This window comes from Microbacterium sp. M3, from assembly GCF_033548675.1.
GTDB classification, from domain to species: Bacteria; Actinomycetota; Actinomycetes; order Actinomycetales; family Microbacteriaceae; genus Microbacterium; species Microbacterium arthrosphaerae.
In genome coordinates this window covers 314764-340709 of the sequence record NZ_JAWTZT010000004.1, presented here as the reverse complement: position 1 = coordinate 340709, position 25946 = coordinate 314764, and the positions used below count along the sequence as shown (strand labels likewise).

The 25946-nt window shown below is 71.8% G+C and carries 18 protein-coding genes; 10 read left to right on the top strand and 8 right to left on the bottom strand.

Annotated elements, in window-relative coordinates; genetic code table 11:
- Window positions 1–12: 12 nt before the first annotated feature.
- Window positions 13–1038 carry an ABC transporter gene (locus R8Z57_RS13805; RefSeq protein WP_318354363.1) on the bottom strand — a complete coding sequence of 342 codons (1026 nt, stop codon included), beginning with the start codon at window positions 1036–1038 and terminating at the stop codon, window positions 13–15.
- 170 nt (window positions 1039–1208) lie between these two features.
- On the opposite strand from R8Z57_RS13805, the gene R8Z57_RS13800 reads away from it, so the two are divergent.
- Window positions 1209–1865, top strand: a complete 657-nt coding sequence (locus tag R8Z57_RS13800; RefSeq protein ID WP_318354362.1) for a hypothetical protein — start codon at window positions 1209–1211, stop codon at window positions 1863–1865.
- Here R8Z57_RS13800 and R8Z57_RS13795 read toward each other — a convergent pair.
- Window positions 1862–2476, bottom strand: a complete 615-nt coding sequence (locus tag R8Z57_RS13795) for a hypothetical protein (protein WP_318354361.1) — start codon at window positions 2474–2476, stop codon at window positions 1862–1864. The genes R8Z57_RS13800 and R8Z57_RS13795 overlap by 4 nt on opposite strands.
- A 400-nt stretch (window positions 2477–2876) precedes the next feature.
- Here R8Z57_RS13795 and R8Z57_RS13790 point away from each other — a divergent pair, with 400 nt between their 5' ends.
- Genes R8Z57_RS13790 through R8Z57_RS13780 form a run of 3 tightly spaced genes read left to right on the top strand, consistent with a single transcriptional unit; the run spans window position 2877 to window position 4695 of the window.
- On the top strand, window positions 2877–3626 hold the full coding sequence (locus tag R8Z57_RS13790) for a hypothetical protein (RefSeq protein WP_318354360.1): 750 nt from the start codon (window positions 2877–2879) through the stop codon (window positions 3624–3626).
- The gene (locus R8Z57_RS13785) at window positions 3623–4042 is read left to right on the top strand and encodes a phage holin family protein (protein ID WP_318354359.1); all 420 of its coding nucleotides are present in this window, start codon (window positions 3623–3625) and stop codon (window positions 4040–4042) included. The genes R8Z57_RS13790 and R8Z57_RS13785 overlap by 4 nt, the downstream gene beginning before the upstream one ends.
- Window positions 4042–4695 carry a DUF3618 domain-containing protein gene (locus tag R8Z57_RS13780; protein WP_318354358.1) on the top strand — a complete coding sequence of 218 codons (654 nt, stop codon included), beginning with the start codon at window positions 4042–4044 and terminating at the stop codon, window positions 4693–4695. Before R8Z57_RS13785 ends, R8Z57_RS13780 begins: the two co-directional genes overlap by 1 nt.
- Window positions 4696–4871: 176 nt before the next feature.
- On the opposite strand, the gene rpoC is transcribed toward R8Z57_RS13780, so the two are convergent.
- From rpoC to R8Z57_RS13765, 3 genes are all read right to left on the bottom strand, one after another.
- Window positions 4872–8744, bottom strand: coding sequence for a DNA-directed RNA polymerase subunit beta' (rpoC, locus tag R8Z57_RS13775; RefSeq protein ID WP_318354357.1), 3873 nt, complete (start codon window positions 8742–8744; stop codon window positions 4872–4874).
- 46 nt (window positions 8745–8790) lie between these two features.
- Window positions 8791–12291, bottom strand: coding sequence for a DNA-directed RNA polymerase subunit beta (rpoB, locus tag R8Z57_RS13770; protein WP_318354356.1), 3501 nt, complete (start codon window positions 12289–12291; stop codon window positions 8791–8793).
- A 298-nt stretch (window positions 12292–12589) separates the two neighbouring features.
- Window positions 12590–12931: a hypothetical protein gene (locus R8Z57_RS13765; protein WP_318354355.1), complete on the bottom strand. Its 342-nt coding sequence runs from the start codon at window positions 12929–12931 to the stop codon at window positions 12590–12592.
- Between the two features lie 194 nt (window positions 12932–13125).
- Here R8Z57_RS13765 and R8Z57_RS13760 point away from each other — a divergent pair, with 194 nt between their 5' ends.
- The 3 genes from R8Z57_RS13760 to R8Z57_RS13750 all read left to right on the top strand — a co-directional run bounded on the left by R8Z57_RS13760 (window position 13126) and on the right by R8Z57_RS13750 (window position 20514).
- Window positions 13126–15759 (top strand): ATP-binding protein, encoded by a 2634-nt coding sequence (locus R8Z57_RS13760; RefSeq protein ID WP_318354354.1) that lies wholly within the window; start codon window positions 13126–13128, stop codon window positions 15757–15759.
- Window positions 15760–15933: 174 nt separating this feature from the next.
- Window positions 15934–18177 (top strand): CHAT domain-containing protein, encoded by a 2244-nt coding sequence (locus tag R8Z57_RS13755; RefSeq protein WP_318354353.1) that lies wholly within the window; start codon window positions 15934–15936, stop codon window positions 18175–18177.
- A gap of 102 nt (window positions 18178–18279) precedes the next feature.
- Window positions 18280–20514, top strand: coding sequence for a caspase family protein (locus R8Z57_RS13750; RefSeq protein WP_318354352.1), 2235 nt, complete (start codon window positions 18280–18282; stop codon window positions 20512–20514).
- Window positions 20515–20556: 42 nt separating this feature from the next.
- Here the strand turns inward: R8Z57_RS13750 and R8Z57_RS13745 are convergent, their stop codons facing one another.
- Both R8Z57_RS13745 and R8Z57_RS13740 read right to left on the bottom strand, forming a co-directional pair.
- Window positions 20557–22248, bottom strand: coding sequence for an urea amidolyase family protein (locus R8Z57_RS13745; protein ID WP_318354351.1), 1692 nt, complete (start codon window positions 22246–22248; stop codon window positions 20557–20559).
- Window positions 22249–22261: 13 nt separating this feature from the next.
- Window positions 22262–23017 carry a 5-oxoprolinase subunit PxpA gene (locus tag R8Z57_RS13740; RefSeq protein WP_318354350.1) on the bottom strand — a complete coding sequence of 252 codons (756 nt, stop codon included), beginning with the start codon at window positions 23015–23017 and terminating at the stop codon, window positions 22262–22264.
- A gap of 191 nt (window positions 23018–23208) precedes the next feature.
- Here R8Z57_RS13740 and R8Z57_RS13735 point away from each other — a divergent pair, with 191 nt between their 5' ends.
- The 3 genes from R8Z57_RS13735 to R8Z57_RS13725 all read left to right on the top strand — a co-directional run bounded on the left by R8Z57_RS13735 (window position 23209) and on the right by R8Z57_RS13725 (window position 25253).
- The gene (locus R8Z57_RS13735; protein ID WP_318354349.1) at window positions 23209–24072 is read left to right on the top strand and encodes a fused MFS/spermidine synthase; all 864 of its coding nucleotides are present in this window, start codon (window positions 23209–23211) and stop codon (window positions 24070–24072) included.
- A gap of 113 nt (window positions 24073–24185) precedes the next feature.
- Window positions 24186–24713: a hypothetical protein gene (locus R8Z57_RS13730; RefSeq protein WP_318354348.1), complete on the top strand. Its 528-nt coding sequence runs from the start codon at window positions 24186–24188 to the stop codon at window positions 24711–24713.
- A 48-nt stretch (window positions 24714–24761) separates the two neighbouring features.
- A complete protein-coding gene (locus R8Z57_RS13725; protein WP_318354347.1) occupies window positions 24762–25253 on the top strand; it encodes a SprT-like domain-containing protein in 492 nt (163 codons plus the stop codon).
- Between the two features lie 5 nt (window positions 25254–25258).
- Here the strand turns inward: R8Z57_RS13725 and R8Z57_RS13720 are convergent, their stop codons facing one another.
- Window positions 25259–25900 carry a 2-phosphosulfolactate phosphatase gene (locus R8Z57_RS13720; RefSeq protein WP_318354346.1) on the bottom strand — a complete coding sequence of 214 codons (642 nt, stop codon included), beginning with the start codon at window positions 25898–25900 and terminating at the stop codon, window positions 25259–25261.
- Window positions 25901–25946: the final 46 nt, after the last annotated feature.

Sequence of the window (25946 nt, the reverse complement as noted above, 5' to 3'; positions counted from 1 at the left end):
CGGGCGCGGATGCTACGCGCGGACGAGCTGCGGGCCGGCCTCGAGCGTGCGCTCGTACTCGCGCTGCGCCTCGATGTTGAGCTCAGTGACGCGCTTGGCGCGCGCTGCGGCCCAGGCGCCGAACCAGATCGTGAGCTCACGACCGATGACGAACGCGGCGATCGCGAGCGGCGCGAGCAGCTCGGCCTCGACGAGGCGCGCGCCCTCGCTGGCGGTGAGCTCCCAGAACGGCGCCTGGAACAGCGCGCCGAGGATGTGCCCGCCGTAGGCGGCGACGCCGACCAGCAGGCCGAAGATCACCCAGGCGCCCCAGCGGCCGCGGTTGATGATCGCGCCGAGCAGCCAGAACGCGAGGAAGAAGACCACCACCGGCACCCAGAAGGCCGCCGTGGCGAGCGTGCCGAGGGCCCACGTGCCGATGTCGGCGCCCGTGACGTCGCCGGCGAGGGCGTCGAACCCGAGCCGTGCGGCCAGGTACAGCACGGCGAACGAGAGCGCCGCGAGCAGGCCGATCGCCCCCGCGGCGGCACGGTTGCCGCGCGGCCGCGGCGCTTCGGGCGCCTGGACGAAGATGGGCTGCGGTGCGGGGGCCGGCACGACCGCCGGCTCGATGACCGTGGTCTCGGCGACGGTGGGCTCGCTGGGCGTCACGACGGGCGCGGCGACCACGGTGGGCGCGTCCGCGGCGACCGGCGCGGGCGAGGAGTAGTCGAGGGAGGCGGCCTCCGGCGAGTCCCACGGGTCGGGCTCGGCGGGTGCGGGGGCGGGCTCGGCCGTGTTCGGGGCGGCGGTGCCGCTGTCGGCGGTCACGGGAGCGGCCGAGTCGGCGCGGTCTGCGGCATCCGCCTCGGCGCGGTACTCGGCGGCCGATGCGTCGTCGGGGGAGGTGTCGGCGTCTCGGTCGCTGGAGTTCTCGTCGACGGCGCCACGACCGGCGGCCTCCGCCTCGGCGAGGCCTTCGTTCGCACGACCGACGACATCGTCGACGCCGCGCGGCTCGTCGACGGGCTCGCCGTAGGACGACTTGGGGTCACTCATCGCAGGCACTCCTCACGCAGGGCTGATCCCCGCAGAGGCAGAGTAGCCCGCGGTTCCGCCCATCCGGCGGAGGCGTGCCGGGCGATTGCGCGCGTCGTTCTGCGCTGCCGCGGGCTGCGGCGGGCGCGTTGCTCGCGATGCAGCGAGCGGATGCCCCTACCCTGGGCACCATGGCACCCCGAGCGATGCGGCGAGCGGCCGCCCGGCCCACGCACCGCGGGCGTCGGCTCCGCGCGGCGACGATGCGTGCGGCGGGCGCCGGCGCAGCGCTGCTCGTCCTCGCCGGACTCGCCGCCTGCGCGCCCGAGGACGCACCGTCCGGATCCGGTGGGCAGCAGACGCCGTCGGCGTCGACGTCGGCGTCGGCGGGCCCGACCGGGACGCCGACGCCGTCGCCCTCCGCCACCTTCCGCGCCGAGATCCCGGACGACTGCCGGGAGATGCTCACCGCCGCCGTGCTCGACCAGCTCGACGGCGTACCGCTCAACGACCCGGCGTTCGGGGCATCCGGCCCCCAGGCCGACGGGAGCCTCGTGTGCGTGTGGCGCGACCCGGCCGCCGACACGACGGGGCTGATGACGACGATCAGCTACATGTCGCGCGGACCCGCGCTCGACATGCTGAACCAGCTCGTGGCCGATGAGGGCTTCGCCTGCTACACGCCCACCGGCGGCACGCGGTGCGAGAAGACGTGGCCGAACCCGACCTACCCGGTAACCGACGGGCGCACCCTGTTCTGGCGCGACGACATCCTCATCGACACGGTGTACTCCAACCTCGCGCCGAGCGGCTACACCGACGCCGTCGTCGGCGCCATCTTCGACTAGCCCCACACGCCGCGGTCGAGCCGGGGTCCGAAGTCCTCGGGCTGCCAGTCGGTCTCGACGCTCGCCAGCCACAGCCCTTCGCGGAACGTGTGATCCTCTCGCACCGCGCCCACCGTCCGGGTGCAGACGAGCCCCCCGTCGGCGGCCGCGCACGCGAACCCCTCGCCCGACAGCGCGGCCTCGGCGATGGACGAGGCATCTCCCGCCACCTTCGACAGCGTCGAGACGATCCCGCCCGCGTCCGACAGCCAGGTGCAGGTCACGATGACGTCCGGCGCCGCGGCGTCCCGGAACGAGGTCGCGGACGTGGCGGGTGGCGCCGCCGACTGGTTCAGCAGCGATCCCGGCTGCCAGGTGAGCTCGTTCCACAGATCATCGGGATAGATCGTGCGGCAGTCGACCGGCGCGCCCTCGACCGCGGCCTGCGCGGGTGTCGGAGCGGCGGTGACGCCGGGTTGCGGCGCCGTGGCGCTGCGCAGCGTGTCGCCGACCCACGCCACCGTCACCGGCACCATCGGCAGCGCCAGCCACACCAGCGCCCCCACGACCCCGGCGCACACGAGTCCTGCGGGCACGGCGATCCACGAGTTGCGACCCCCGATCCGCGCCATGCCCCCGACCTCCGTCTCCACGGTAAGCCGGGATGGACGGATGCCTTTGACCCACGCCGCGGCGGCGGCATCCGCGCGGAAAGGGGCCCGGGTTCGTGCGCTGATCAGGCGGGTCGTGGGGCGTTGCACGTCGGGAGAGCGCCCTCGAAGGGCACCGACGGACGCGCCGCCGGTTCTCGCGCAGGATACTCCGCAGTCGCCTGGACTGCGACCCCCTCTTTCAAACGCCTGTCATGACCGACGGTAGTTGCCACGGCGGATCTCCCAGGCCCGGCACATGGCCGGTCCGACACCGCGCGTGAGATGGAGGAGGAGCATGTCGACTTACGACACCGATCCGTATGCAACCCCGAGCACGGGCGCGGCCCATAGCACAGGCTCCGGCGACATGAAGGAACGAGTGACCGATTCGGTCGCCGAGGTGGACGCGGGTGCCAAGCACGTCGCGGGCGTCGCCGGCGAAGAGGTCAAGGGCGTGGCGCACGACGCGAAGAGCGCCGCGAAGGGCTTCCTGTACGAGACACGGACCCAGTTGACGGACCAGGCATCGACCCAGCAGCGTCGCGCCGCAGACGCCCTGCGCAGCACGAGCGACGAGCTCTCGGGCCTCGCGGACGGCACCGCCACGGGCTCGGGCGGGGCGGCGACCAGCGCGGTGCGCGCGGTCGGCGAGCATACCCGGCGAGTCGCCGACTGGCTGGAGCAGCGCGAGCCGGCCGACGTCGTGTACGAGGTGCGCAGCTTCGCGCGCCGGCACACCGGAGCCTTCCTGGCCATCGCGGCCGGCGTGGGACTCATCGCCGGGCGCGTCACCAAGGCGCTCGTCTCGGACGCGCGCGACGACAAGGGCACGTCCGGCGGCCAGCGGATGCTGACCGACGGCACCTCCGGGGGCTACGCGGGCACCACGGGCGCGTACGCCGGCACCACCGGCGCCTACGCGGGCACCGGCGCCTACGCGGGCGCGACGGGCGCCGGCACCGCAGCGTACGGCGGAGGGACGCCGATCGGCGACGCCCTCGCCGAGGAGCAGAGCGTGGACCCGCTGTCTGCGGGCGCGGAGTCGTCGACGGCCTCCGGCGATGTCTGGACACCGCCGGCCGGCACCACCGGTGACGAGTGGACCACGGGCGGAGAGGAACGACGATGACCGACATGCCCACGCCGTCTCAGCAGAAGGCGGCCGAGACCTCGCTGGGCGACCTGGTCGGGGAAGTCTCGCGCGACCTCTCCACGCTGATGCGGAAGGAGCTCGAGCTGGCCAAGGCCGAGCTCAGCGAATCCGCCAAGCGTGCCGGGAAGGGCGCGGGGCTCCTGGGTGGGGCAGGATACGCCGGCCTCATGGCCGTGTTCTTCCTGTCCGTCGCCCTCTGGTGGGCCCTCGGCGACCTGCTCGACAGCCTCGGCTGGTCGGCCGTCATCGTGGCCGTCATCTGGGCCATCATCGCCGGCATCCTGTTCGCCATCGGGCGGAGCCGGCTCAAGTCCGTGCAAGGAGCGCCTCAGACGGTCGAGACCGTCAAGGAGATCCCCGACGCGCTCAAGAGGAATGAGGAGAACCGATAATGAGCAACCCCGATCAGATCCGCGCTGACATCGAGGCGACGCGCGACGAGCTCGGCCGTGACGTCGACGCGCTCGCCGACAAGGTCTCGCCGCCGAAGATCATGGAGCGCCAGAAGACCCGCGCCCGCCAGGTGCTGGGCGACGTCAAGGGTCGCGTCATGGGTGTCGCCGACGACGTGGGCGACACGGCCTCCTCGGCCGGGCACGCGGTCGGCGACAAGCCCGGCGCCGCGGGCGACGCGGTGAAGGACCTGCCGAACCGCGCGCGCCGGCAGGCCCAGGGCACGCCGCTCGTGGTGGGCCTGCTCGCCGCCGGCGTCGGCTTCCTCGTGGCGAGCCTCATCCCGACGACCGACGCCGAGAAGCGGTGGAGCACCCAGCTGCGCGACCAGGCGCAGCCGCTCGTCGACAAGGCCATGGACAAGGCGAAGGATGCCGCGCACGAGGTGGCCGACAATCTCAAGGAGCCGGCGAAGGACGCCGTGGAGCAGGTCAAGGAGTCCGCGGTGTCGTCCGCCGAGACGGTCAAGGACGAGGCGCAGGCCACGGCCGACCGCGTCAAGGGCAACGTGACCGAGAACGTCTCCGGCACCACCGGCACGACCGGCACCACCGGCACCACCGGCGACACCGGAGTCACGACGCAGTACTGACCCCGGCATCCGTCCTCAGAAACGACGAAGGGCCCCGGCGATGCCGGGGCCCTTCGTCGTGGTCAATGTCTCAAGAGACCCTCCTCGAGATCTCGATACGCTCGCTGGCGCTCGCTACTCGATCTAGACCCGACTCGCGTCAACGCGGGCTTCGCTCGCATTGACCCGAGTCGCGTCTAGTTGTAGTCGGTCGTGAAACCGTCGGTGGAGAAGCTGTCGAAGTCGACGTAGCTCAGGTCGGCGTCGCTGTACGCGCCGTCCGAGGCGAAGATGCGGTTGGGGTACCGCTCGGACTTCGCCTCCTCCGTCGCCTCGACCGTGACGTTGCGGTACTTCGCAAGACCGGTTCCGGCAGGGATGAGCTTTCCGATGATGACGTTCTCCTTGAGGCCGACGAGCGGGTCGCTCTTGCCCTCCATGGCCGCCTGCGTGAGGACGCGGGTGGTCTCCTGGAACGACGCGGCCGACAGCCAAGACTCCGTCGCGAGCGACGCCTTCGTGATACCCATCAGCTCGGGACGACCCGACGCGGGGCGCTTGCCCTCGCCCACGGCCTCGCGGTTGATCGACTGGTAGCGCTTGAAGTCCACCAGCTCACCCGGCAGCAGCGTCGTGTCGCCGTGGTCGACCACGGTGACCTTCCGCAGCATCTGGCGGACGATGACCTCGATGTGCTTGTCGTGGATCGGCACACCCTGCGAGCGGTACACGCCCTGGACGCCGTTGACGAGGTACTTCTGCACCTCGCGGGCACCCTGCACGCGCATGACCTCCTTGGGGTCGAGCGTGCCGACCTGCAGCGGCTGACCGACGGTGACGTGCTGGCCGTCCTCGACCAGGAGCGTCGCGCGCTTCAGGACCGGGTAGACGTGCGGCTCGTCGCCGTTGTCGGGCGTGAGGATGACCTTCTTCGACTTCTCGGTCTCGTCGATCGTGATGCGGCCGTCGGCCTCCGCGATCGGCGACGCGCCCTTCGGGGTGCGGGCCTCGAACAGCTCCTGCACGCGGGGAAGACCCTGCGTGATGTCGTCGGCCGAGGCCGAACCACCGGTGTGGAAGGTACGCATCGTCAGCTGCGTGCCGGGCTCACCGATCGACTGGGCCGCGATGATGCCCACGGCCTCGCCGATGTCGACGATCTTGCCGGTGGCCAGCGAACGGCCGTAGCACTTCGCGCAGACGCCGACCGCCGAGTCGCAGGTGAGCACCGAGCGCACCTTGATGGACTCGACACCCGCCTCGACGAGCTTGTCGATGAGCACGTCGCCGACGTCCTCACCGGCCGAGGCGACGACATCGCCGTTCGGAGCCGTGGCGTCGGCCGCGAGCGTGCGGGCGAACACCGAGTTCTCGACGTTCGCGTCGCGCACCAGCACGCCGTCGGCGCCCGGAGCGGCGATCGTGAACTCGAGGCCCTTGGTCGTGCCGCAGTCCTCCTCGCGGATGATGACGTCCTGCGAGACGTCGACGAGGCGACGGGTCAGGTAGCCCGAGTCGGCGGTACGGAGGGCCGTGTCGGCCAGACCCTTACGGGCACCGTGCGTCGCGATGAAGTACTCCGCCACCGACAGACCCTCGCGGTACGAGGAGATGATCGGACGCGGGATGATCTCACCCTTCGGGTTGTTCACCAGGCCTCGCATACCCGCGATGTTGCGGATCTGCAGCCAGTTACCACGTGCACCGGACGACACCATGCGGTTGATGGTGTTGTCGGCCGGGAAGTGGTCGCGCATCGCCTTCTGGACCTCGTCGGTCGCCTCGGTCCAGATCTTGATGAGCTCCTGGCGACGCTCGGCGTCGGTGGTGAGGCCCTTCTCGAACTGGCCCTGGACCTTCGCGGCCTGCTTCTCGTAGCCCGCGACGATCTCGCCCTTGTTGGGCGGCGTGAGGATGTCGCTCAGCGCCACCGTGACACCCGAGCGGGTGGCCCAGTAGAAGCCGGCGTCCTTGATGCGGTCGAGCGAAGCCGCGACCTCCACCTTCGGGTACTCCTCGGCGAGCTTGTTGACGATCTGCGACAGCTTGCCCTTGTCGGCCTGCTCGCGCACGAACGGGTACCCCTTGGGCAGGGTGTCGTTGAAGATCGCCTGGCCGAGCGACGCGTCCACGAGGCCGTGGCGCTCGTAGCCCTCGGGAGCCTCGCCCTCGAGGAAGGCGAGCCCGGGGATGCGGATGCGGACCTTGGCCTGCAGGTCGAGGGTGCCCTCGTCCTTGGCCAGGATCGCCTCGCCGACCGAGCCGAACACACGACCCTCACCGGCGGCGCCCTCCTTGACCGTGGTCAGGTGGTGCAGGCCGATGATCATGTCCTGCGAGGGCAGGGTCACCGGGCGGCCGTCCGAGGGCTTCAGGATGTTGTTCGAGGCGAGCATCAGGATGCGGGCCTCGGCCTGGGCCTCGACCGACAGCGGCAGGTGCACGGCCATCTGGTCACCGTCGAAGTCCGCGTTGAAGGCGGCGCAGACGAGCGGGTGCAGCTGGATGGCCTTGCCCTCGACGAGCTGCGGCTCGAAGGCCTGGATGCCGAGGCGGTGCAGCGTGGGTGCGCGGTTGAGGAGCACGGGGCGCTCGCGGATGATCTCCTCGAGCACGTCCCACACCTCGGGACGCGTGCGCTCGACGGCGCGCTTGGCCGCCTTGATGTTCTGCGAGTGACCGAGGTCGATCAGGCGCTTGATCACGAACGGCTTGAACAGCTCGAGCGCCATCTGCTTGGGCAGACCGCACTGGTGGAGCTTGAGCTGCGGGCCCACGATGATGACCGAACGGCCCGAGTAGTCCACGCGCTTTCCGAGCAGGTTCTGGCGGAAGCGACCCTGCTTTCCCTTGAGCATGTCGCTCAGGGACTTCAGGGCGCGGTTGCCGGTACCCGTGACGGGGCGGCCGCGGCGGCCGTTGTCGAACAGCGCGTCGACGGCCTCCTGCAGCATGCGCTTCTCGTTGTTGACGATGATCTCGGGAGCACCGAGGTCGATCAGGCGACGGAGGCGGTTGTTGCGGTTGATCACGCGGCGGTACAGGTCGTTGAGGTCGGAGGTCGCGAAGCGGCCACCGTCCAGCTGCACCATCGGGCGCAGCTCCGGCGGGATCACCGGCACGACGTCGAGCACCATCGAGGCCGGGCTCATGCCGGTCGCGAGGAACGAGTTGACGACCTTGAGGCGCTTGATCGCACGGATCTTGCGCTGGCCCTTGCCCTCCGAGATCTGCAGGTGGAGGCTGTCGGCCTCGGCCTGCAGGTCGAAGCTCTCCAGGCGGCGCTTGATCGACTCGGCACCCATGTGGGCGTCGAAGTACTGACCGAAGCGGTCCTGCAGCTCGTGGAAGATCTCGTCCTCACCCTTGAGCTGACCGACCTCGAGCGTGCGGAAGTCCTCCCACACGCGCTCGAGACGGGCGATCTGCTCGTCGGAGTTCTTGCGGATCGCCGCCATCTCCTTCTCGGCGGCGTCCTTGACCTTCTTCTTCTGGTCGGCCTTGGCGCCCTCCTCCTCGAGCGCGGCGAGCTCCTCCTCCAGCTTCTGGAGGCGGGTGGCCACGCGCGCGTCGCGGCGGTCGGCGAGCGTCTTCAGCTCGAGGCGGATGTTGTTCTCCTGCGTCGCGAGGTCGCGGTGGCGCGCCTCCTCGTCGACGGAGATCACCATGTAGGCGGCGAAGTAGATGACCTTCTCGAGGTCCTTCGGCGCCATGTCGAGCAGGTACCCGAGGCGCGAGGGCACGCCCTTGAAGTACCAGATGTGAGTGACGGGCGCGGCGAGCTCGATGTGGCCCATGCGCTCGCGGCGGACGGAGGACTTGGTGACCTCCACGCCGCAGCGCTCGCACACGATGCCCTTGAAGCGGACGCGCTTGTACTTGCCGCAGGCGCACTCCCAGTCGCGGGAGGGGCCGAAGATCTGCTCGCCGAAGAGGCCGTCCTTCTCGGGCTTGAGCGTGCGGTAGTTGATGGTCTCGGGCTTCTTGACCTCGCCGTAGGACCAACGACGGATGTCGTCGGCGGTGGCCAGGCCGATGCGAAGCTCATCGAAAGTGGTTGCGTCGAGCACTAGTTCTCCTGTGTCTCTGTAAATCGCGAAATCGCTGTCGGCCGGATCAGATCTCGTCGATCGACGAGGACTCGAAACGGCTGGAGATGTTGATGCCGAGCTCTTCGGCGGCACGGAAGGCCTCGTCGTCGGTGTCGCGGAGGTTGACCGCGGTGCCGTCGGCCGAGAGGACCTCGACGTTCAGGCAGAGCGACTGCATCTCCTTCATGAGCACCTTGAACGACTCGGGGATGCCGGGCTCCTGGATGTTCTCGCCCTTGACGATCGCCTCGTACACCTTGACGCGGCCGAGGATGTCGTCGGACTTGATCGTGAGGAGCTCCTGGAGCGCGTATGCGGCGCCGTAGGCCTCGAGGGCCCACACCTCCATCTCACCGAAGCGCTGACCGCCGAACTGCGCCTTACCACCGAGCGGCTGCTGGGTGATCATCGAGTACGGGCCCGTCGAGCGCGCGTGGATCTTGTCGTCCACGAGGTGGTGCAGCTTCAGGATGTACATGTAGCCGACCGAGATCGGAGCCGGGAACGGCTCGCCGGAGCGGCCGTCGAACAGCTGCGTCTTGCCCGAGGAGTCGATCAGGCGCTCGCCGTCGCGCGTGGGGAGCGTCGAGTCGAGCAGACCCGCGATCTCCGCCTCGAACGCGCCGTCGAACACCGGCGTGGCGACCTTGGTGCCCGCGGGTGCCTCGAAGGCCTGCTCGGGCAGCTGAGCGGCCCACTCCGGGGTGCCCTCGACCTTCCAGCCCTGCTTGGCGATCCAGCCGAGGTGCAGCTCGAGGACCTGGCCGAAGTTCATTCGACCGGGGATGCCGAGCGGGTTCAGGATGACCTGGACCGGCGTGCCGTCGGCGAGGAACGGCATGTCCTCGACGGGCAGGATCTTCGCGATGACGCCCTTGTTGCCGTGGCGGCCGGCGAGCTTGTCGCCCTCGGTGATCTTGCGCTTCTGGGCGATGTAGACCACGACGCGGCGGTTGACGCCCGAGCCGAGCTCGTCGTCGCCGTCCTCGGCGTTGAACTCCTTGACCGCGATGATCGTGCCCTGCTCACCGTGGGGCACCTTCAGCGACGTGTCGCGCACCTCGCGGCTCTTCTCGTTGAAGATCGCGCGGAGCAGGCGCTCCTCGGCCGACAGCTCGGTCTCGCCCTTGGGCGTGACCTTGCCGACGAGGATGTCACCGGGACGCACCTCGGCGCCGATGCGGATGATGCCGCGCTCGTCGAGGTCCTTCAGGAGGTCGGGGCTGACGTTGGGGAGATCACGCGTGATCTCCTCCTTGCCGAGCTTCGTGTCGCGCGCGTCGACCTCGTACTCCTCGATGTGGATCGAGGAGAGGGTGTCGTCCTTCACCAGGTCCTGGCTGAGGATGATCGCGTCCTCGAAGTTGTGACCCTCCCACGTCATGAAGGCGACGAGGAGGTTCTTGCCGAGGGCGAGCTCGCCGTCCTCGGTCGCGGGACCGTCGGCGATGACCTCGCCGGCCTCGACGCGCTCACCGGCCGAGACGACCACGCGCTGGTTGTACGACGTGCCCTGGTTCGAGCGGTCGAACTTGCGCAGGAAGTAGTCCTGCGTGCCGCCCTCGTCCAGCTGCACGGTCACGACGTCGGCCGAGACCTCGACGACGACACCGGCCTTGTCGGCGGTGACGACGTCACCGGCGTCGATCGCGGCGAAGCCCTCCATGCCCGTGCCGACCACCGGCGACTCCGAACGCAGGAGCGGCACGGCCTGGCGCTGCATGTTCGCACCCATGAGGGCGCGGTTGGCGTCGTCGTGCTCGAGGAAGGGGATGAGCGAGGTCGCCACCGACACCATCTGGCGCGGCGAGACGTCCATGTAGCCGATCTCCTCGGCGTGGAACAGGTCGACCTCGCCACCCTGGCCGCGACGGGCCAGCACGCGGTCCTGCGCGAAGCTGCCGTCGGCCTTCAGCTCGACACCGGCCTGCGCGACGATGTAGTCGCTCTCCTCGGAGGCGGTCAGGTAGTCGATCTGGTCGGTGACCTTGCCCTCGACCACGCGGCGGTACGGCGTCTCGATGAAGCCGAACGCGTTGATGCGCGCGAACGACGCGAGCGAGCCGATCAGGCCGATGTTCGGGCCTTCCGGCGTCTCGATCGGGCACATGCGGCCGTAGTGCGACGGGTGGACGTCACGGACCTCGACGCCCGCGCGCTCACGCGACAGACCGCCGGGGCCGAGGGCCGAGAGGCGGCGCTTGTGCGTCAGACCCGCGAGCGGGTTGTTCTGGTCCATGAACTGCGAGAGCTGCGAGGTTCCGAAGAACTCCTTGATCGCGGCCACGACAGGGCGGACGTTGATCAGGGTCTGCGGCGTGATCGCCTCGATGTCCTGCGTGGTCATGCGCTCGCGGACGACGCGCTCCATGCGCGACAGACCCGTGCGGACCTGGTTCTGGATGAGCTCGCCGACCGCGCGGATGCGGCGGTTGCCGAAGTTGTCGATGTCGTCGACGTCGAGGCGGATCTCGGCCGGCTTGCCGCCGCGCACGCCGTCGAAGGTGACGTCGCCGCGGTGCAGGCGGACGAGGTACTTGATCGTCGCGACGATGTCGTCGACCGTCAGCACCGAGTCGGTGAGCGGCTTGTCGAGACCGAGCTTGTGGTTGATCTTGTACCGGCCGACCTTCGCCAGGTCGTAGCGCTTCGGGTTGAAGTAGAAGTTGTCCAGCAGCGCGCGGGCGGCCTCGGCGGCGACCTGCTCGCCCGGACGCAGCTTGCGGTAGATGTCGCGGAGGGCGTCCTCCTTGCTGAGGATCGTGTCCTTCGAGAGCGTCTCCTCGATCGAGTCGAAGCCGGCGAACTCGGCGAGGATGTCCTCGCTGGTGAGGCCGAGCGCCTTGAGGAACACCGTCACCGACTGCTTGCGCTTGCGGTCGATGCGCACGCCGACCTGGTCGCGCTTGTCGATCTCGAACTCGAGCCATGCGCCGCGCGAGGGGATGACGCGCGCCGACACGATGTCCTTGTCGGAGGTCTTGTCGGGCGTCTTGTCGAAGTAGACGCCGGGCGAACGGACGAGCTGCGACACGACGACGCGCTCGGTGCCGTTGATGATGAACGTGCCCTTGTCGGTCTGGAGCGGGAAGTCGCCCATGAAGACCGTCTGGGTCTTGATCTCACCGGTCTGGTGGTTCATGAACTCGGCCTCGACGTAGAGCGGGGCCGCGTACGTCTTGCCGCGCTCCTTGCACTCCTCGATGGAGTACTTCTCGGGCTCGAGGTACGGGTTCGTGAACGAGAGCTGCATGGTCTCGCTCAGGTCCTCGATCGGAGAGATCTCCTCGAAGATCTCCTCGAGGCCGCTGACCTCGGGCACATCGGTGCGACCGGCGGCCTTCGCGTCGGCGACGCGGGCCTTCCATGCCTCGTTGCCGACGAGCCAGTCGAACGACTCGGTCTGCAGCGCGAGAAGGTCGGGGACCGTCAGCGTGTCGGAGATCTTGGCGAACGAGAGGCGGGATGCTCCGCGTCCGTTCTTGGGGGTGGTGGTGGGGTTGGATGCGTTGCGCGCAGCAGCCAAGGGGATTACCTCCGTGGGCCCGTGGGGCTCGTTTCCTTGTGATCAGGTGGAGTGCTCAGTCGTCCCCGAAGTCCGCGGCGCACGCCTCGCAGTCACGCGAGTGGGCGCAGACACAGCCGACCACCATATGAGGGCAGGGGGAATCCAAGAGCGCAAAGACCAACTATATCCCGGACGACGCGCCGTGTCCAGTCGGATTCTTGACGACTTTCGGATGCTGCGGTATAAGCCGCCTCCGACGCCGCAGCGCCTGCGCTCCCGGGGCCCGCCCGGGAACGCAGGCGCGTGTTCGAGCGGATTACTCCATCGGCTCCATCGGCGGCAGGTTGCCGCGGCAGGCCATTCCCGGGCTCGGGACCATGGCCTTGAGCCCGGCCTTCACGAACACGCCGTAGCTCTGCACCCCCTTGTAGCCCTTGTCCTGGTTGCCGCGCATCCCCAGCATGTCGTCGTCGAACCCCGGAGGGTTGTTCTCGACGCTGTCGACGGTGTCCTGCCCGGAGAAGACGCACTCCGACGACGCCTTGCCCGGCGCCGGGATGTCCTCGCCGTTGCCGTTCACCTCACCTGCCATCGCGGCTCCGCCGCCGCCGAGCACCAGCCCGACGGCCACGATCGCGCATGCCAAGGCCTTCTTCATCGCATTCCCCTCCCAGTGAGCTCGCCCTCCCCGGTCGGGCGGACGGCTCCCCCATCGGCGCCGTCAGGGCCGCACCATACTCCTGGGCCGGGGCGGGCGGAAGGGCCCTCGCGACATGCGAAAGCCCGGATCCTTCCGGCGCAGCGCAACGGCAGACCATGGCGCATCCGGCGCGATCGGGCCAATATATGCACATGACTGGGGTGGGACACCCCGTGATCCGCACTCCCGACCAGCGGATCCGGGTGTTCGTGAGCTCGACGCTGCGCGAGCTCGCGGAAGAACGCGAAGCGGTGCGGTCGGCGATCGAGCGGCTGCGGCTCGCGCCCGTGATGTTCGAGCTGGGCGCGCGTCCTCATCCGCCGCGCGACCTGTACCGCTCGTACCTCGCGCAGAGCGACGTGTTCGTCGGGATCTACGGCGCCAGCTACGGCTGGGTGGCGCCGGAGGAGCAGGTGTCGGGCCTCGAGGACGAGTACAACCTCGCCCCGCGGGGCATGCCGAAGCTCATCTACGTCAAAGATGCCGACGGCCGTGACGAGCGTCTGGCCGAGCTCATCGCGCGCATCCAGGCCGACGACACCGCGGCATACCTGCACTTCCGCTCGGCGGCCGAGCTCGAGGACCAGGTGGCCGGCGATCTGGCGATGCTGCTCGCCGAGCGTTTCGACGAGTCGCGCGTCCCGAGCGCGCCCGAGCTCGAGGAGGCGCCGACGACCCTCGTCGGTCGCGTGCCGGTGCCGTACACGACCACCATCGGCCGAGAGCCCGACATCGACGCGGTGCGCACGCTCCTCGCGCGCGGCACCGACCGGGTGGTCAGCCTCATCGGCCCCGGCGGCATCGGCAAGAGCCGGCTCGCGATCGAGACGGCGCTCGCGTGCGAGGACCTCTTCCCCGACGGGGTGTACTTCGTGCTGCTCGAGGGGGTGCTCGAGCCGGGTCTGCTGCTGCCGACGATCGCCTACTATCTCGGCATCCGCGACAACGGCGAAGCCGCGCTCGAAGAGCGCATCGCGCACGCGCTGGCCGAGCGGCGGGTGCTGATCGTGCTCGACAACTTCGAGCAGATCGTGGATGCCGCACCCGTCCTGGTGCGGCTGTACACGGTCGCGCCGTCGGCGACGTTCCTCGTCACCAGCCGCGTCGTGCTGCGCATCCGCGGCGAGCGCGTGTACGAGGTGCCGGCGCTGTCGACGCCGCCGGGCGACGGGCCGGCGAGCCTCGACCGCGCCACCCGGTCGGCGGCGGTGTCGCTCTTCGTGGACCGGGCCCGCGCGATCGACCCGGACTTCGACGTCACCGGCGACAACGCGCGCGATCTCGCCGACATCTGCCGCACGCTCGAGGGCCTGCCGCTGGCGATCGAGCTCGCCGCCGCGAAGGTGCGGATCCTCACCCCCGCCGGCATCGCCGAGCGCCTCGGGCAGAGCCTGCCGCTGCTGACCGCGGCGGTGCGCGACCTGCCGGAGCGGCACCGCACCATGCGCGCGACCATCGACTGGAGTGTGAGCCTCCTCCCCGCGGCCGAGCGCGCGCTGCTCGACGACCTCGGCGTGTTCGCGACGCGTTTCACGCTCGAGGCGGTGGAGGCGCTGGGCGCCGGCCGCCCGTGGGAGGGCCAGGCGATCGACGGGCTGGCCGCCCTGGTCGACGGCTCGCTCGTGAAGCAGTACGAGATCGGCGGGCGCCGGGTGTTCTCGCTGCTGGCGATCGTGCGCGAGTACGCGGTCGGCCGCCTCAAGGCGAACGGCGACGCCGACCGGGTGCGGCGCGCCCACGCCGACTACTACTGCGAGCTGGTGCGGCAGGTGGCCCCGGAGCTCGGCGGGCGCGGCCAGGCGGACGCGGTGCTGCGGCTGGGGCTCGAGCTGCCCAATCTTCGCGCGGCGGTGCGGCATCTGGTCTACACGAACCGCCTCGACGACGCCGGCGACTTCGCGTGGAGCCTTCTCATCTACTGGTGGATCTCGGGCTTCTTCGCCGAGGTGCGGGTGTGGATGCTGGAGCTGCTCGAGAAGCAGCACGATCAGCCCATCACGCAGCACACGCGCGCGATCGCCTGGTTCTTCGCCCTGTGGGGCGAGATGTGGCAGCGGCCGAGCGAGCAGGTGGTCGCGGGCCTGGGCGAGTGCGTGCGCCTTTTCACCGAGAGCGGCGACGAGGACGCGGCGGCGATGGCGCTGGCCGCGCGCGCGACGGCGCGGGTGCAGTTCTCGGAGCTCGACGCCGACAAGGCCGAGGCCGAGCTGCGCGAGGCCGTGGTCACCCTGCGCGAGCGCGGCAACACCTGGGCCGAGGCGATCACCGAGGTCTCGCTCGGCCGCCTGGCGTGGGTGCGCGGCGCCACCGGCGACGCGCTGGCGCACTTCGACCGCGCGACGTCGGTCGCCGAGTCGGGCGGCGACCTGTTCACGACGTCGGTCGCCGGCAACCTCCGCTCTCGGCTGAACTTCCAGCTCGGGCGCATCGAGGACGCCGAGCACGAGTTCATCCACACCCTTCTGCTGTCGGTCACGCTGCACTACGAGGAGGGCGTCGCGTACGGCCTCGAAGGCGTGTGCGCGGTCGCCGCGGCGCACGGCGAGGCGTGGCGCGCCGCGGCGCTCGCGGTGGCGGCCGGTGAGATCCGCCGCCGCATCGGCATCTTCGACGTCGAGGCGTTCACGGTGCACACGCCGTACCTCGAGATCCTGCGCGGGCGCGACCCGCAGAGCGTCGCGGCCGGCGAGGCGGCCGGCGAGGAGCTCACCGTCGGCGAGGCCGTGCAGCTGGCGCTGCCCGAGGACGAGTACGCCGCGGTCGCCGAGAAGCTGCGCACCTGGTAGCGAGCGGATGCCGGGGGCCGCGGCATCCGCTCTCCTCCGACGTATCAAGACGACAGCACGGCGCTCTGGTGCGGTGAGGGGCACGCTCGTATGCTGTGCACCGGACTGTGGCTCCTCGGATTGGTCGGGTGACGGTGCCCGTGGGGAATCGGGCACCGGTGCGAGGGGGTCGAGATGGCTCGCGTTCCGGATGCGCCGCGTGGCGTCGTCGAGGTCATCGGCGACCGTGGCGCCGTGGACGTGCGCATCGATCATGCGCCGCCGGATGCCGCGGCCGACGCCCACGGCATCGCGCTGCTCGCCGATGTCGTCGTGCACGCGTTCGCGACGGGGACGGCGACCGTCCGCGTGCGAGGCGCGGCCGACCTCCACTACGCGGCGATCGTCGTGCGGGAGGGGATCGCGGAGTTCGTGCGCCTCGACCGGCTGCCTGGCGGCGACGTCGCCCGCGAGATCGCCGTCGAGGCCGACCGCACGCTGCACCTCACCGTGGTGGCGGGCGCGTCCGCGGATGCCCTGACCGAGCTCGAAGCGGAGGTGATGCGCGGCGGCATGGGCATGGGCGGCGAGCTCGAGTCGGCACCGCCGCCGCCCGCCGTTCCGGAGATCGACCTGGGCGACGCGGTTTTCGACACGGGGCCGATCGGCGGGGCTGTCGGCGGGCGCTCGCCCGGGCTCGCTCCGGCGCCGGATCTCGTGCCGGTGCCGGCTCCTGCGCCGCCGCCGGCCGTCGCCCCCGCGCCCGACCATGCGCTGCCGCATGCGCCGGTGGCCGCCTCGCCCGGGGCCGCGGACGGGGGCGGGGCAGCCCCCGGGCCCGTTGAGGGGCTCGACGGCGCAGCCCCGGTGCCGGCCTTCGTCGATGCCGAGATCCCGTCGGGCATCGTCGCGGGCGTCGCCTTCGACGCCGTGGTGCGGCTGTCGCTCGCCGAGCTTGCCTCGACCCCCGGCACCTCCCGGCGACGCACGCGGGCGCGCTTCGACCCCTCCCGCGACATCGAGGTGAGCGTCCAGCTGCGCGGCCTCGCCCTCGCGGGCGGCGCACCGTCGACCGTCACCACCACGCTGCCGACGACGGCGGACCAGCCGCGGCGGCTCGTGTTCCGCCTCGTGCCCGACGCGCCGGGGCGCGGCCACATCACCGTGACGTTCACGCAGCCGCCCGTCGTCACGCCGCTCGCCGTGCTCGCGCTGAGCGCGCCCATCCTGCCGGCCGACGAAGCCGACGGGCTCGGCGGCGGCGACTCGCACGTGGTCGCGGCATCCGTCGCCGTCCCGCCGCGCGAGATCGCCGACCTGCCGACGCTCGCCATCGACGAGTCGCTCTCGCACGGCACCTCCGAGCTGCACATCACGGCGAAGGTCGGCCGCACCGTGAGACACCACGTCGTGCGGCTTGACGACAAGGCGGGCTACGTCGAGGAGATCTACGCCGAGCTCGCCAGGATCCGCGACGGCTTCGAGCCCGAGGCCGCCGACGACCCGGACGAAGCGGCCGACACCGTCCGCCGCGACGTGCGCTCGCTCGGCGCCCGGATCGCGCGCGAGCTGCTCGGCGACGACATCAACGCCCTGCTGTGGAGCAAGCGCCGGCGCATCTCTCAGCTGGTGCTGCAGACCTCGGGCGAGCTCGACATCCCGTGGGAGATCGTGCACCTGGTGCCCGTCGACCGGCAGCGCGCCGATCCGGACCGGTTCTTCCTCGGGGATCTGGGGCTGACGCGCTGGATGTACGGCACGCCGCGCCCGACCGTCATCCCCCTCGACGCGGAACGCGTCGTCGCGATCGCGCCGGAGTACGTCAACCCCGAGTACGACCTCCCGCGCGCCCGGGAGGAGGTCACCACCATCGGGGCGCTGCTCTCGGCGCCGCCGCGGTCGGCCGCCGATCCGGCGGAGCTGCGTGCTGTCATCGCCGAAGGCTTCGACCTGCTGCACTTCGCCGGGCACGGCCGGTGGCGCGACGCGGCGCCGCTCGGCCAGGAGATCGCCTTCGCGACCTGGTCGGAAGACAGCGACGACGGCACGGGCTCGTATACGGATTCGGACGCCCGTCGCGACCTGCCCGAGCTCGGCGATGTCGTCGGGGCCGCCGACGGCAGTGCGCGAGGCGCGCCGTTCGTGTTCCTGAGCGCGTGCGACGTCGGCCGCCTGCGCGCGGGCGCCACCGGCCTCGGCGGCTTCGCCGAGGTGTTCCTGCGCGGCGGCGTCGGCGTGTTCATCGGCTGCTCGTGGGCGGTGCGCGACGACGTGTCGGCGGCCTTCGTGCGCACCTTCTACGAGCACGCGCTCGGCAGGCGCGAGACGCTCGGCGAAGCGGTGCTCGCCGCCCGACACGCGGCGAGGGATGCCGGAGACCTCACCTCGCTCGCCTTCACCGTCTTCGCCGACCCCCGCGCCCGGCTCGTGCCCCGCTGATCGCCCCCACCGTACGACCCGACCCGACCCGACCCCACCGCCACCGCCACCGCCACCGCCACCACCACCGCCCCCACCACCGACCAGACAGGACGTGACATCATGCCCGCCACCACCACGACCACCCGTGGCGCCGGCCTCAGCGCCGCCGATCTCGCCGCGCTGCGCAAGCACGTCGTGCACACCGCCGACGGCAAGCTCGCCGCGAGCGCCGCCGCCAAGCCGCGTACGGTGGACGACTTCGCCACCACCGCCGACGACGTCCGCCGCATGATCGACGAGGACCTCGCGGCGTTCGTCGATCAGCGCGCGAAGAAGACACCGGCCGGCGAGACGCCCGCGCCGGTCCCGGTGCTGATCTGGGCGCACGGCGGACTGACCGACAAGTCGGCCGGGCTGCTGACGGCGCAGCGGCAGGTGGGGTGGTGGAAGAAGAACGGCGTCTACCCCATCCACCTGGTGTGGGAGAGCGGGTTCAAGACCACGCTCCAGGACGTGCTGCGCGGCAAGGCCGGCGAGCGCGGCTTCACCGACGTCACCGACCTCGCCGTCGAAGCCGCCGCGCGCGTGCTCGGGGGTCGCAAGTTCTGGGACGACATGAAGCTCGACTCCGCGGGTTCCTGCCTGCCGAGCGTCGAGGGCGGCGATCCGGGCGGGGCGTTCGTGCTCGCCGCGGCGCTGCGCGAGTACATGGCGGCCAATCCGGGGGCGGTCGAGCTGCACGTCGCCGGCCACAGCGCCGGCTCGATCTACCACTCGCACTTCGTGCCTCGGCTGTTCGAGGGCGACGATCGCGTCGAGAGCGTGAAGAGCGTCACCCTGCTCGCGCCGGCCGTCCGCGTCGACACGTTCGAGGCGACGCTGCTGCCCCTGGCCGAGACGGGGAAGATCCAGGACCTCGCGATCTTCACCATGGACGAGACGCACGAGAAGCGCGACAACACGGCCGGCGTGTACCGCAAGTCGCTGCTGTACCTCGTGTCACGCGCCTTCGAGGCGGAGCGCGACGCGCAGATCCTGGGTCTCGAGGAGCACCTGCGGCGCTCGGGGCGGACGATGGCCTACCTCGGCGACCGCGGTGAGCGGCTGGTGCTCGGGCCCATCGCCCGCGGCCGCCGCAGCAGCACGCAGGCGACCTCGCACGGGGCCTTCGACAACGACGAGGAGACGATGATGTCGCTGGCTCGCCGCGTGGTCGGCGTGCCCGACAGCAACGAGCCCGATCGGCTCACCGTCTTTCCAGCGCGCTCGCGCGACGTCGTCGCGGATGTCACGCCGGCGCCCCGGGCCGAGCCCACGGCGGCCCGTGGCGCAACCCCCCGCAAGCGGGCGCTGTGCATCGGCATCGACGAGTACCCGCGCGACCCCCTGGGCGGCTGCGTGGCCGACGCGCAGGCGTGGTCGGACGCCCTCGGCAAGGCGGGATTCCAGGTCGAGTCGATCCACAACCAGGAGGCGACGCGCGACCGGATCCTGCGCGCCATGCTCGACAAGGTCTCGTCGTCCCGCGACGGCGACGTGGTGGCGATCCAGTTCTCGGGTCACGGCACCTTCGTGCCCGACCTCGACGGCGACGAGACCGACGAGTTCGGGCGGCGCGACGAGGCGCTGTGCCCGGTCGACTTCCGGGACGGGCAGCTCATCGTCGACGACGACCTCGGCGCCATCTGGGACGCGATCCCCGAGGGCGTCTCGGTCACCCTGTTCTTCGACTCGTGCCACTCGGGCACCGTGAATCGCGAGATCACGCCGGAAGAGGCTGAAGCGCGCACGACGCCGCCCGGCGCGAAGAAGCGCATGACGGTGCTCGACGCCGACGAGGAGGCCCGCTTCCGCGCCGAGCGGGCGGCGGCGCTCGGCGACCCGTTCCGCGCCGCCGCCTGGCGGCAGGTGGTCGCGGTCGAGACCGACCGGGCGGCGGCCCCGCCGTCGGCGCGCGCCGACGGTCGCGAGGTGCTCATCAGCGCCTGCCAGCCCGACCAGGTGGCCCTCGAGACGAACGGGCACGGGGTCTTCACCTCGGCCGCGCTCAGCGTGCTCGCGAAATCACCCGCCTTGACGTACCGCGACTTCACTGCGGCGGTGGTCGACATCATCGACGACGCGTACGAACAGCGCCCCCTGCTGTCGGCGGCCGGCGCCCTGGGCACGCGCGTGCTGCTGTCGTCGGCCGGCGACGCGGCGCCCGACGCGTCTGCCGCACCGGCAGCGGCCGCCGCGGCGCTCGCCGCCGCGGTCTCGGGCGACGGGCAGCGGGCGTCCGCCGAGGTGCGCACCGCCGCCATCGTGGCGATCCTCCGAGCGACCGCCGACCTGCTGGAGGCCGGTGCGGACTGACAGTGCCGGCCGGCGGCTCCTCCGCGGGGTCGCCCGCCCGGCTCAGGGGCGCGGACGGGCGTGCCGGAACCGGATGCGCGTGCCCGGCCGGGCCTGCGCCACGAGGTCGAGCGAGGCATCCGTCATCACCGCGATGACCGGATACCCGCCCGTCACCGGACCGTCGGCCAGCAGGATCGTCGGGCGCCCGCTGGGCGGCACCTGCAGCGCGCCCGGCACCATGCCCTCGCTCGCCAGCTCACCGCTGCGGGCGCGGACGAGCTCCGGCCCGTCGAGGCGCGCACCCACGCGATCCGCCTGGTTCGACACCGTCCAGACGGCGTCGAAGAGCGACGACAGCGCCGTCGGGGCGAACCAGTCGGCGCGGGGTCCGGGGGCGAGCTCCAGCTCGAGCTGGTCGTCGTGCGGCGCACCCCACGCGCCGGGCGGGGCCACGGGGATCGGCTCCCGCGCCCCGTCGAGGAGGGCCACGACATCGCCGGCACGAAGCGGCGGTCGGCCGAGGCCCGCCAGCACATCGGTGGCGCGCGACCCGAGCACGACCGGACCATCGAGCCCGCCGCGCACCGCGACGTAGGCGCGCGCGCCGTGCGCGAACCAGCCGAGCTCGAGCTCCGCGCCGGCGGGCCACGCGTGCGCCTGGTAGGGGTCGACCTCGCGGCCGGCGATCCGCACGGGACCCCAGGCCCCCGTCACCGCCACCCACGCGTCGCGCTCGGCGATGGCGCGCAGACCGCCCATCGTGACCTCGATCGCCGTGGCGTCCTCGGGGTTGCCGACGAGGCGGTGCGCGGTGCGGAGCGCCGACCGGTCGAGGGCGCCCGAGACGGCGACGCCGACGGATGCCGCGCCCGCCCGCCCGAGATCCTGCAGCGTCGCCAAGAGGCCCGGTTCGAGGATCCGGATGCCGCCACCCGACGCCGCCGGCAGGTGCTGGTGCGCCGCTCCCGGAGTCGCAGGTCCGTCGCGGAGATGAGGAGATCTGCGGAACTGAGGACGATTCGGCGCAGATCCTCCTCCGTTCGGCCGATCTCCTCGGTGGGCATCCGCCTCCGCCGGCGCGGGCTCGCGGACCGGGCCGCCCGCCGCAACGACGGCCCGGGGAGCGCGGGCGATGGCGCGGAAGCGGACGCGCGTGCCTGGCGCGAGGAGTGCCGGGGAGGCGGCATCCGGATCGAAGAGCGCTGCGGTCGTCGTGCCGATGAGCCGCCAGCCACCGGGGGTCTCGCGCGGATAGGCGCCCGAGAACGTGCCCGCCAGCCCCACCGCACCGGACGGCACGCGGGTGCGGGGTGATGCCAGGCGGGGCACGTCGAACGGCCAGTCGTCGCTGACCAGATATCCGAAGCCCGGCGCGAACCCGGTGAAGGCCACGCGCCACTCGGCGTCGCCGTGCCGGCGCACCAGCTCGCCGGCCGTGAGCCCGAGCAGGGCGGCCGTCTCGTCGAGGTCGGCCCCGTCGTAGACCGTGTCGAGCTCGACGAGGGGTCCGTGCGTCATGTTCGTCGCCTCGGCCGATGACACCGCCGCGCGCGCCCACGCGTGCGCCGCGGCCAGGGCGAGCCGGCGCGGATCCACCCGCACGAGCACGGTGCGCGCCGCCGGCACGAGGTCGACCACTCCCGGCGGACGCGAGGCGGCGAGCGCGGCGTGCAGCGCGAGCACGTCGTCGAGGGAGCCCGCTTCCACCAGGAACGCCCGCTCCCCCATCGGCAGCACCCGTGCCGTCACCATCTCCGGCTCCTGCTCACCACGGGGCCCGCACCGCGACGCCGTCGGAATCCAGCGCCGCCCGCACCGCGCGCGACATCTCGACCGCGGCGGGTGAGTCGCCGTGCAGGCACAGCGATGCGGCATCCGCTTCCACCTCCGTGCCGTCGACCGCCGCCACCACCCCTTCGCGCACGAGCCGCACGGCGCGCGCCGCGACCTCCGCGGGGTCGTGGAGCAGTGCCCCCGGCTGCGAACGCGGCACCAGCCCGCCGCCGGGCAGGTAGCCGCGATCGAGGAACGCCTCGCGGACGAAGGGAAGACCGACGGATGCCGCGGCCCCCGCGATCTCGCCCCGCAGGCCCAGCAGGGGCAGGGGCCGGCCGAGCGACGCGGCGAGATCGGCCACCGCGCGGGCGACGGCATCCGCCTGCCGCCGGTCGAGGGTGACGGCGTGGTAGAGCGCGCCGTGCGGCTTCACGTAGCGGATGTCGGCGCCCGCCCCCGCGAGCGCGGTCAGCTGCCCGCTCACGGCGGTAGCCAGGTCGGCGGGGTCCATCGACATCGCGACCCGGCCGAAGTTCGCGGCGTCGGGGTAGGACGGGTGCGCGCCGATCGCGACGCCGTATCGGGCGGCGCGGTCGACCGCCGCGCGCATCGAGACGGCATCGCCGGCGTGGCCGCCGCACGCCACGCTCGCGCTCGAGATCACCGCGAACATCGCCTCGTCGTCGGCCGTCGGCACCCCGTCGACGGTCTCGCCGAGGTCCGCGTTGAGGTCGATCTCCGCCATGCCTCCACGCTAGCCCGGCGGCTGCCCGGGCAGTCGTCTGCGCAACTCCACGGAAGCGAGGCCCTTCGGTGCCCGAACCCCGCCAGGCGGGGCTGGGCGCGCCGGATCCGTGGAGTTCTGCAGGTCGCGTCGCCGCGGAGCGGCCGGGACGACGGGCCGCCGGGACGACGGGGCGGGGCTAACGTGGTGGCATGGCACGTTCGCGGGGCGCGGCATCCGTCCCCTCCGTCCGGCTGTCGGACGACACGCTCGCCCGCGTCGTGCCGTCGGCCTTCGGCGGCGGCTGGGAGCTCGACGTCGACGGCACGCCGCAGTCCCACGTCGACCTCGACGATCCGACGCACCTGCACTTCGAGTACGTCGCACGTATGGGTGCGGTGATCGACCGGCTCCGGATGCCGGGGCAGCCCCTGACCGCGATCCACCTGGGCGCCGGGGCCCTGACCATCCCGCGCTACATCGAGGCGACGCGGCCGGGCTCGCGGCAGCAGGTCGTCGAGCTCGAGCCGGCCCTGTGGGACCTCGTCCGCGAGAACCTGCCGCTCCCCCGGGGCGCGCGGATCCGCGTGCGGATCGGCGACGCCCGCGCGACGCTCGGCCGCCTGCCCGCCGGACTCGTCGGCACGGCCGACCTCGTCGTGTCGGACGTGTACTCGGGTGCGCAGACGCCCGCGCACCTGACGACGGTGGAGTTCTTCACCGAGGCGGCGCGGTTCCTGGCACCCGACGGCGTGCTGCTGGTGAACGTCGCCGACGGCGCCGGCCTCGCCTTCGCCCGCCGCGAGGTGGCGACCGTGCAGGCCGTGCTCGAGCACGTCATCGTGCTCGCCGAGGTGCAGACGCTCAAGGGCCGCCGGTTCGGCAACCTCGTCATCGCAGCATCGCGCGCGCCGCTTCCGACCGAGTGGCTGCCGCGGCTCATGGCCGCGGGTCCGCACCCCGCCAAGGTCGCCGAGGGACGCGAGCTGGACGAGTTCGCGCGCGGCGCCCGCGTCGCGACGGACGCCGACGCGACCCCTTCGCCCAAGCCCTCGGCATCCGTCTTCACCCGCTGACGTTCGGCCCGTGTGAAGAGGGACGGATGCCGCGGCCCGGCGTGGCACGACGGGCTCCGGGCGGGCGAGAGGGCACACTGGAACAGCCATCGACGCGGCGAAGGGAGTCAGACGTGAGCTACATCCGCGGGTTCGACCCCGACACTCTCCGCGAGCAGGTGGATGCGCGTCAGTGCTCCGAGCGGCTCGACGAGATCGGCGAGCAGCGGAGCCTCCCCGCGCTCCTCGAGCGCGTATGGCTGCTGAAGGTGCTCGACCGCGCCGAGGACGCGCTCGTCGTCTCGGAGCAGTCCGTGCGCGTCGCGCGCATGGCCGGCACCCGCAAGGACCTGCTGCGTGCCCGCATCCTGCATGCCACGGTGCTGCAGGCGCGCGGCGCGTACGCCGCGGCCGAGCAGGAGCTCACGACGTGCGCCGAAGAGGCCGAGGGGCAGGGCTGGGCCGGCATCGGCGCCTTCGCCTACCAGCACCGCGGCAAGGTCAACTACGACGCCGGCGACTTCGAGGCCGCCCGCAAGGACTTCAAGCGCGCGCTCTTCCTGCGTCAGGAGTCCGGAGCCACCGAAGACCAGCTCGAGTCGACGCTGCTCGCCATCGACGCCGCCGACCGGCGCCGGGCCGCGGCATCCGTCGCCAGCTGAGACCCACCGCCACCATGAGTGTCGGAGATACGTTCTAGTCTCGCGCACATGTCGGAACTGCATCGCGTGCGGCACTGGGCCGAGGCCCTGATCGCCCTCCACCTCGACGACTCGTGGAGCTTCGCCTTCGACAACGCCAAGCGCCGCGCGGGGCTGTGCGACTACACGCACAAGCGCATCAGCGTGTCGCGCTATCTCGCGGCGCGCTACGACGACGACACCAATCACCAGACGCTCCTGCACGAGGTCGCGCACGCGCTGGCGGGTTCCCGCGCGGGGCACGGCCCCCGCTGGAAGGCGGTGGCGCACGACCTCGGTTACGTGGGCGGCACGACCCACAACGGCGAGACCGCGACCGAGCTCGCGCCGTGGATCGGCGTGTGCCCGGCCGGCCACGTCGCCTACCGGCACCGCAAGGCGACCCGGCCCACGTCCTGCGCGAAGTGCGCACCGCACTTCGACGAGCAGTACGCCTTCGCCTGGACGCGTCGCGAGATCACCCGGGCCACCCGCCTCGCGGCGATGACCCCGCGCGACTGACGTCGTCAGAGGGCCACGAACGCGCCGTCACGGAGCACCGGGACGACGGATGCCGCATCCACCGCCGCAGCGTTCAGCACCTCGTCGCGGCGGCCGAGATCGAGCAGCTCCTGCCCCGACCCGCTCGCGGTCAGCAGGTGGCGCACCGCCCCGCGGAGCCCGCGGAACGCCTCGCAGGCCGCGGCAGCCTCGGGTGACGTGTGGTCGACGCCGAGGTCGCCGAGGGCGTCGATGATCGCGCCCGCACCGAGCTGATCCTCGACCGCGAACCGCAGCGCTGCTCCGGGTGCGCGGCCCGCGAGCTCGCCGGCGGCGATGACCGCGATGCTGGTGCGTGCGCCCCGCTCGTGCTGGACGTCGAGCACGGCTCGGGCGACCGCCGCCGCATTGCGGAGGCATCCGAGGAGCACCACGGCTCCGGTCGCGTCCGCGGCCTGCGCCACCGCGGCGCCGTTGAGCGAGACCGCGTGCGCGGCGGCGTCGAGCGGCACGCTCTCGCCGCGGGCCACGGCATCCGTCACCGTCGTCGAGAACCGGAGCACGTCGACGACGACCACGACATCGGCGGGGGCGAGGCGTTGCAGCCCCTCGGCGCCCCAGTCGTGGCGGACCTGGTAGCGGTGCTGGTCGAACGGGCTCTCGGGCATCCGTCCAGCGTAGGCCGCGGCATCCGGCCCTTCCCCCTCAGCGACC

Coding starts and splice junctions, on each gene's coding strand:
- R8Z57_RS13805 (WP_318354363.1), bottom strand. CDS start 1,038: ATGAGTGACCCCAAGTCGTCCTACGGCGAGCCCGTCGACGAGCCGCGC.
- R8Z57_RS13800 (WP_318354362.1), top strand. CDS start 1,209: ATGGCACCCCGAGCGATGCGGCGAGCGGCCGCCCGGCCCACGCACCGC.
- R8Z57_RS13795 (WP_318354361.1), bottom strand. CDS start 2,476: ATGGCGCGGATCGGGGGTCGCAACTCGTGGATCGCCGTGCCCGCAGGA.
- R8Z57_RS13785 (WP_318354359.1), top strand. CDS start 3,623: ATGACCGACATGCCCACGCCGTCTCAGCAGAAGGCGGCCGAGACCTCG.
- R8Z57_RS13780 (WP_318354358.1), top strand. CDS start 4,042: ATGAGCAACCCCGATCAGATCCGCGCTGACATCGAGGCGACGCGCGAC.
- R8Z57_RS13765 (WP_318354355.1), bottom strand. CDS start 12,931: ATGAAGAAGGCCTTGGCATGCGCGATCGTGGCCGTCGGGCTGGTGCTC.
- R8Z57_RS13760 (WP_318354354.1), top strand. CDS start 13,126: ATGACTGGGGTGGGACACCCCGTGATCCGCACTCCCGACCAGCGGATC.
- R8Z57_RS13755 (WP_318354353.1), top strand. CDS start 15,934: ATGGCTCGCGTTCCGGATGCGCCGCGTGGCGTCGTCGAGGTCATCGGC.
- R8Z57_RS13750 (WP_318354352.1), top strand. CDS start 18,280: ATGCCCGCCACCACCACGACCACCCGTGGCGCCGGCCTCAGCGCCGCC.
- R8Z57_RS13745 (WP_318354351.1), bottom strand. CDS start 22,248: ATGGTGACGGCACGGGTGCTGCCGATGGGGGAGCGGGCGTTCCTGGTG.
- R8Z57_RS13740 (WP_318354350.1), bottom strand. CDS start 23,017: ATGGCGGAGATCGACCTCAACGCGGACCTCGGCGAGACCGTCGACGGG.
- R8Z57_RS13735 (WP_318354349.1), top strand. CDS start 23,209: ATGGCACGTTCGCGGGGCGCGGCATCCGTCCCCTCCGTCCGGCTGTCG.
- R8Z57_RS13725 (WP_318354347.1), top strand. CDS start 24,762: ATGTCGGAACTGCATCGCGTGCGGCACTGGGCCGAGGCCCTGATCGCC.
- R8Z57_RS13720 (WP_318354346.1), bottom strand. CDS start 25,900: ATGCCCGAGAGCCCGTTCGACCAGCACCGCTACCAGGTCCGCCACGAC.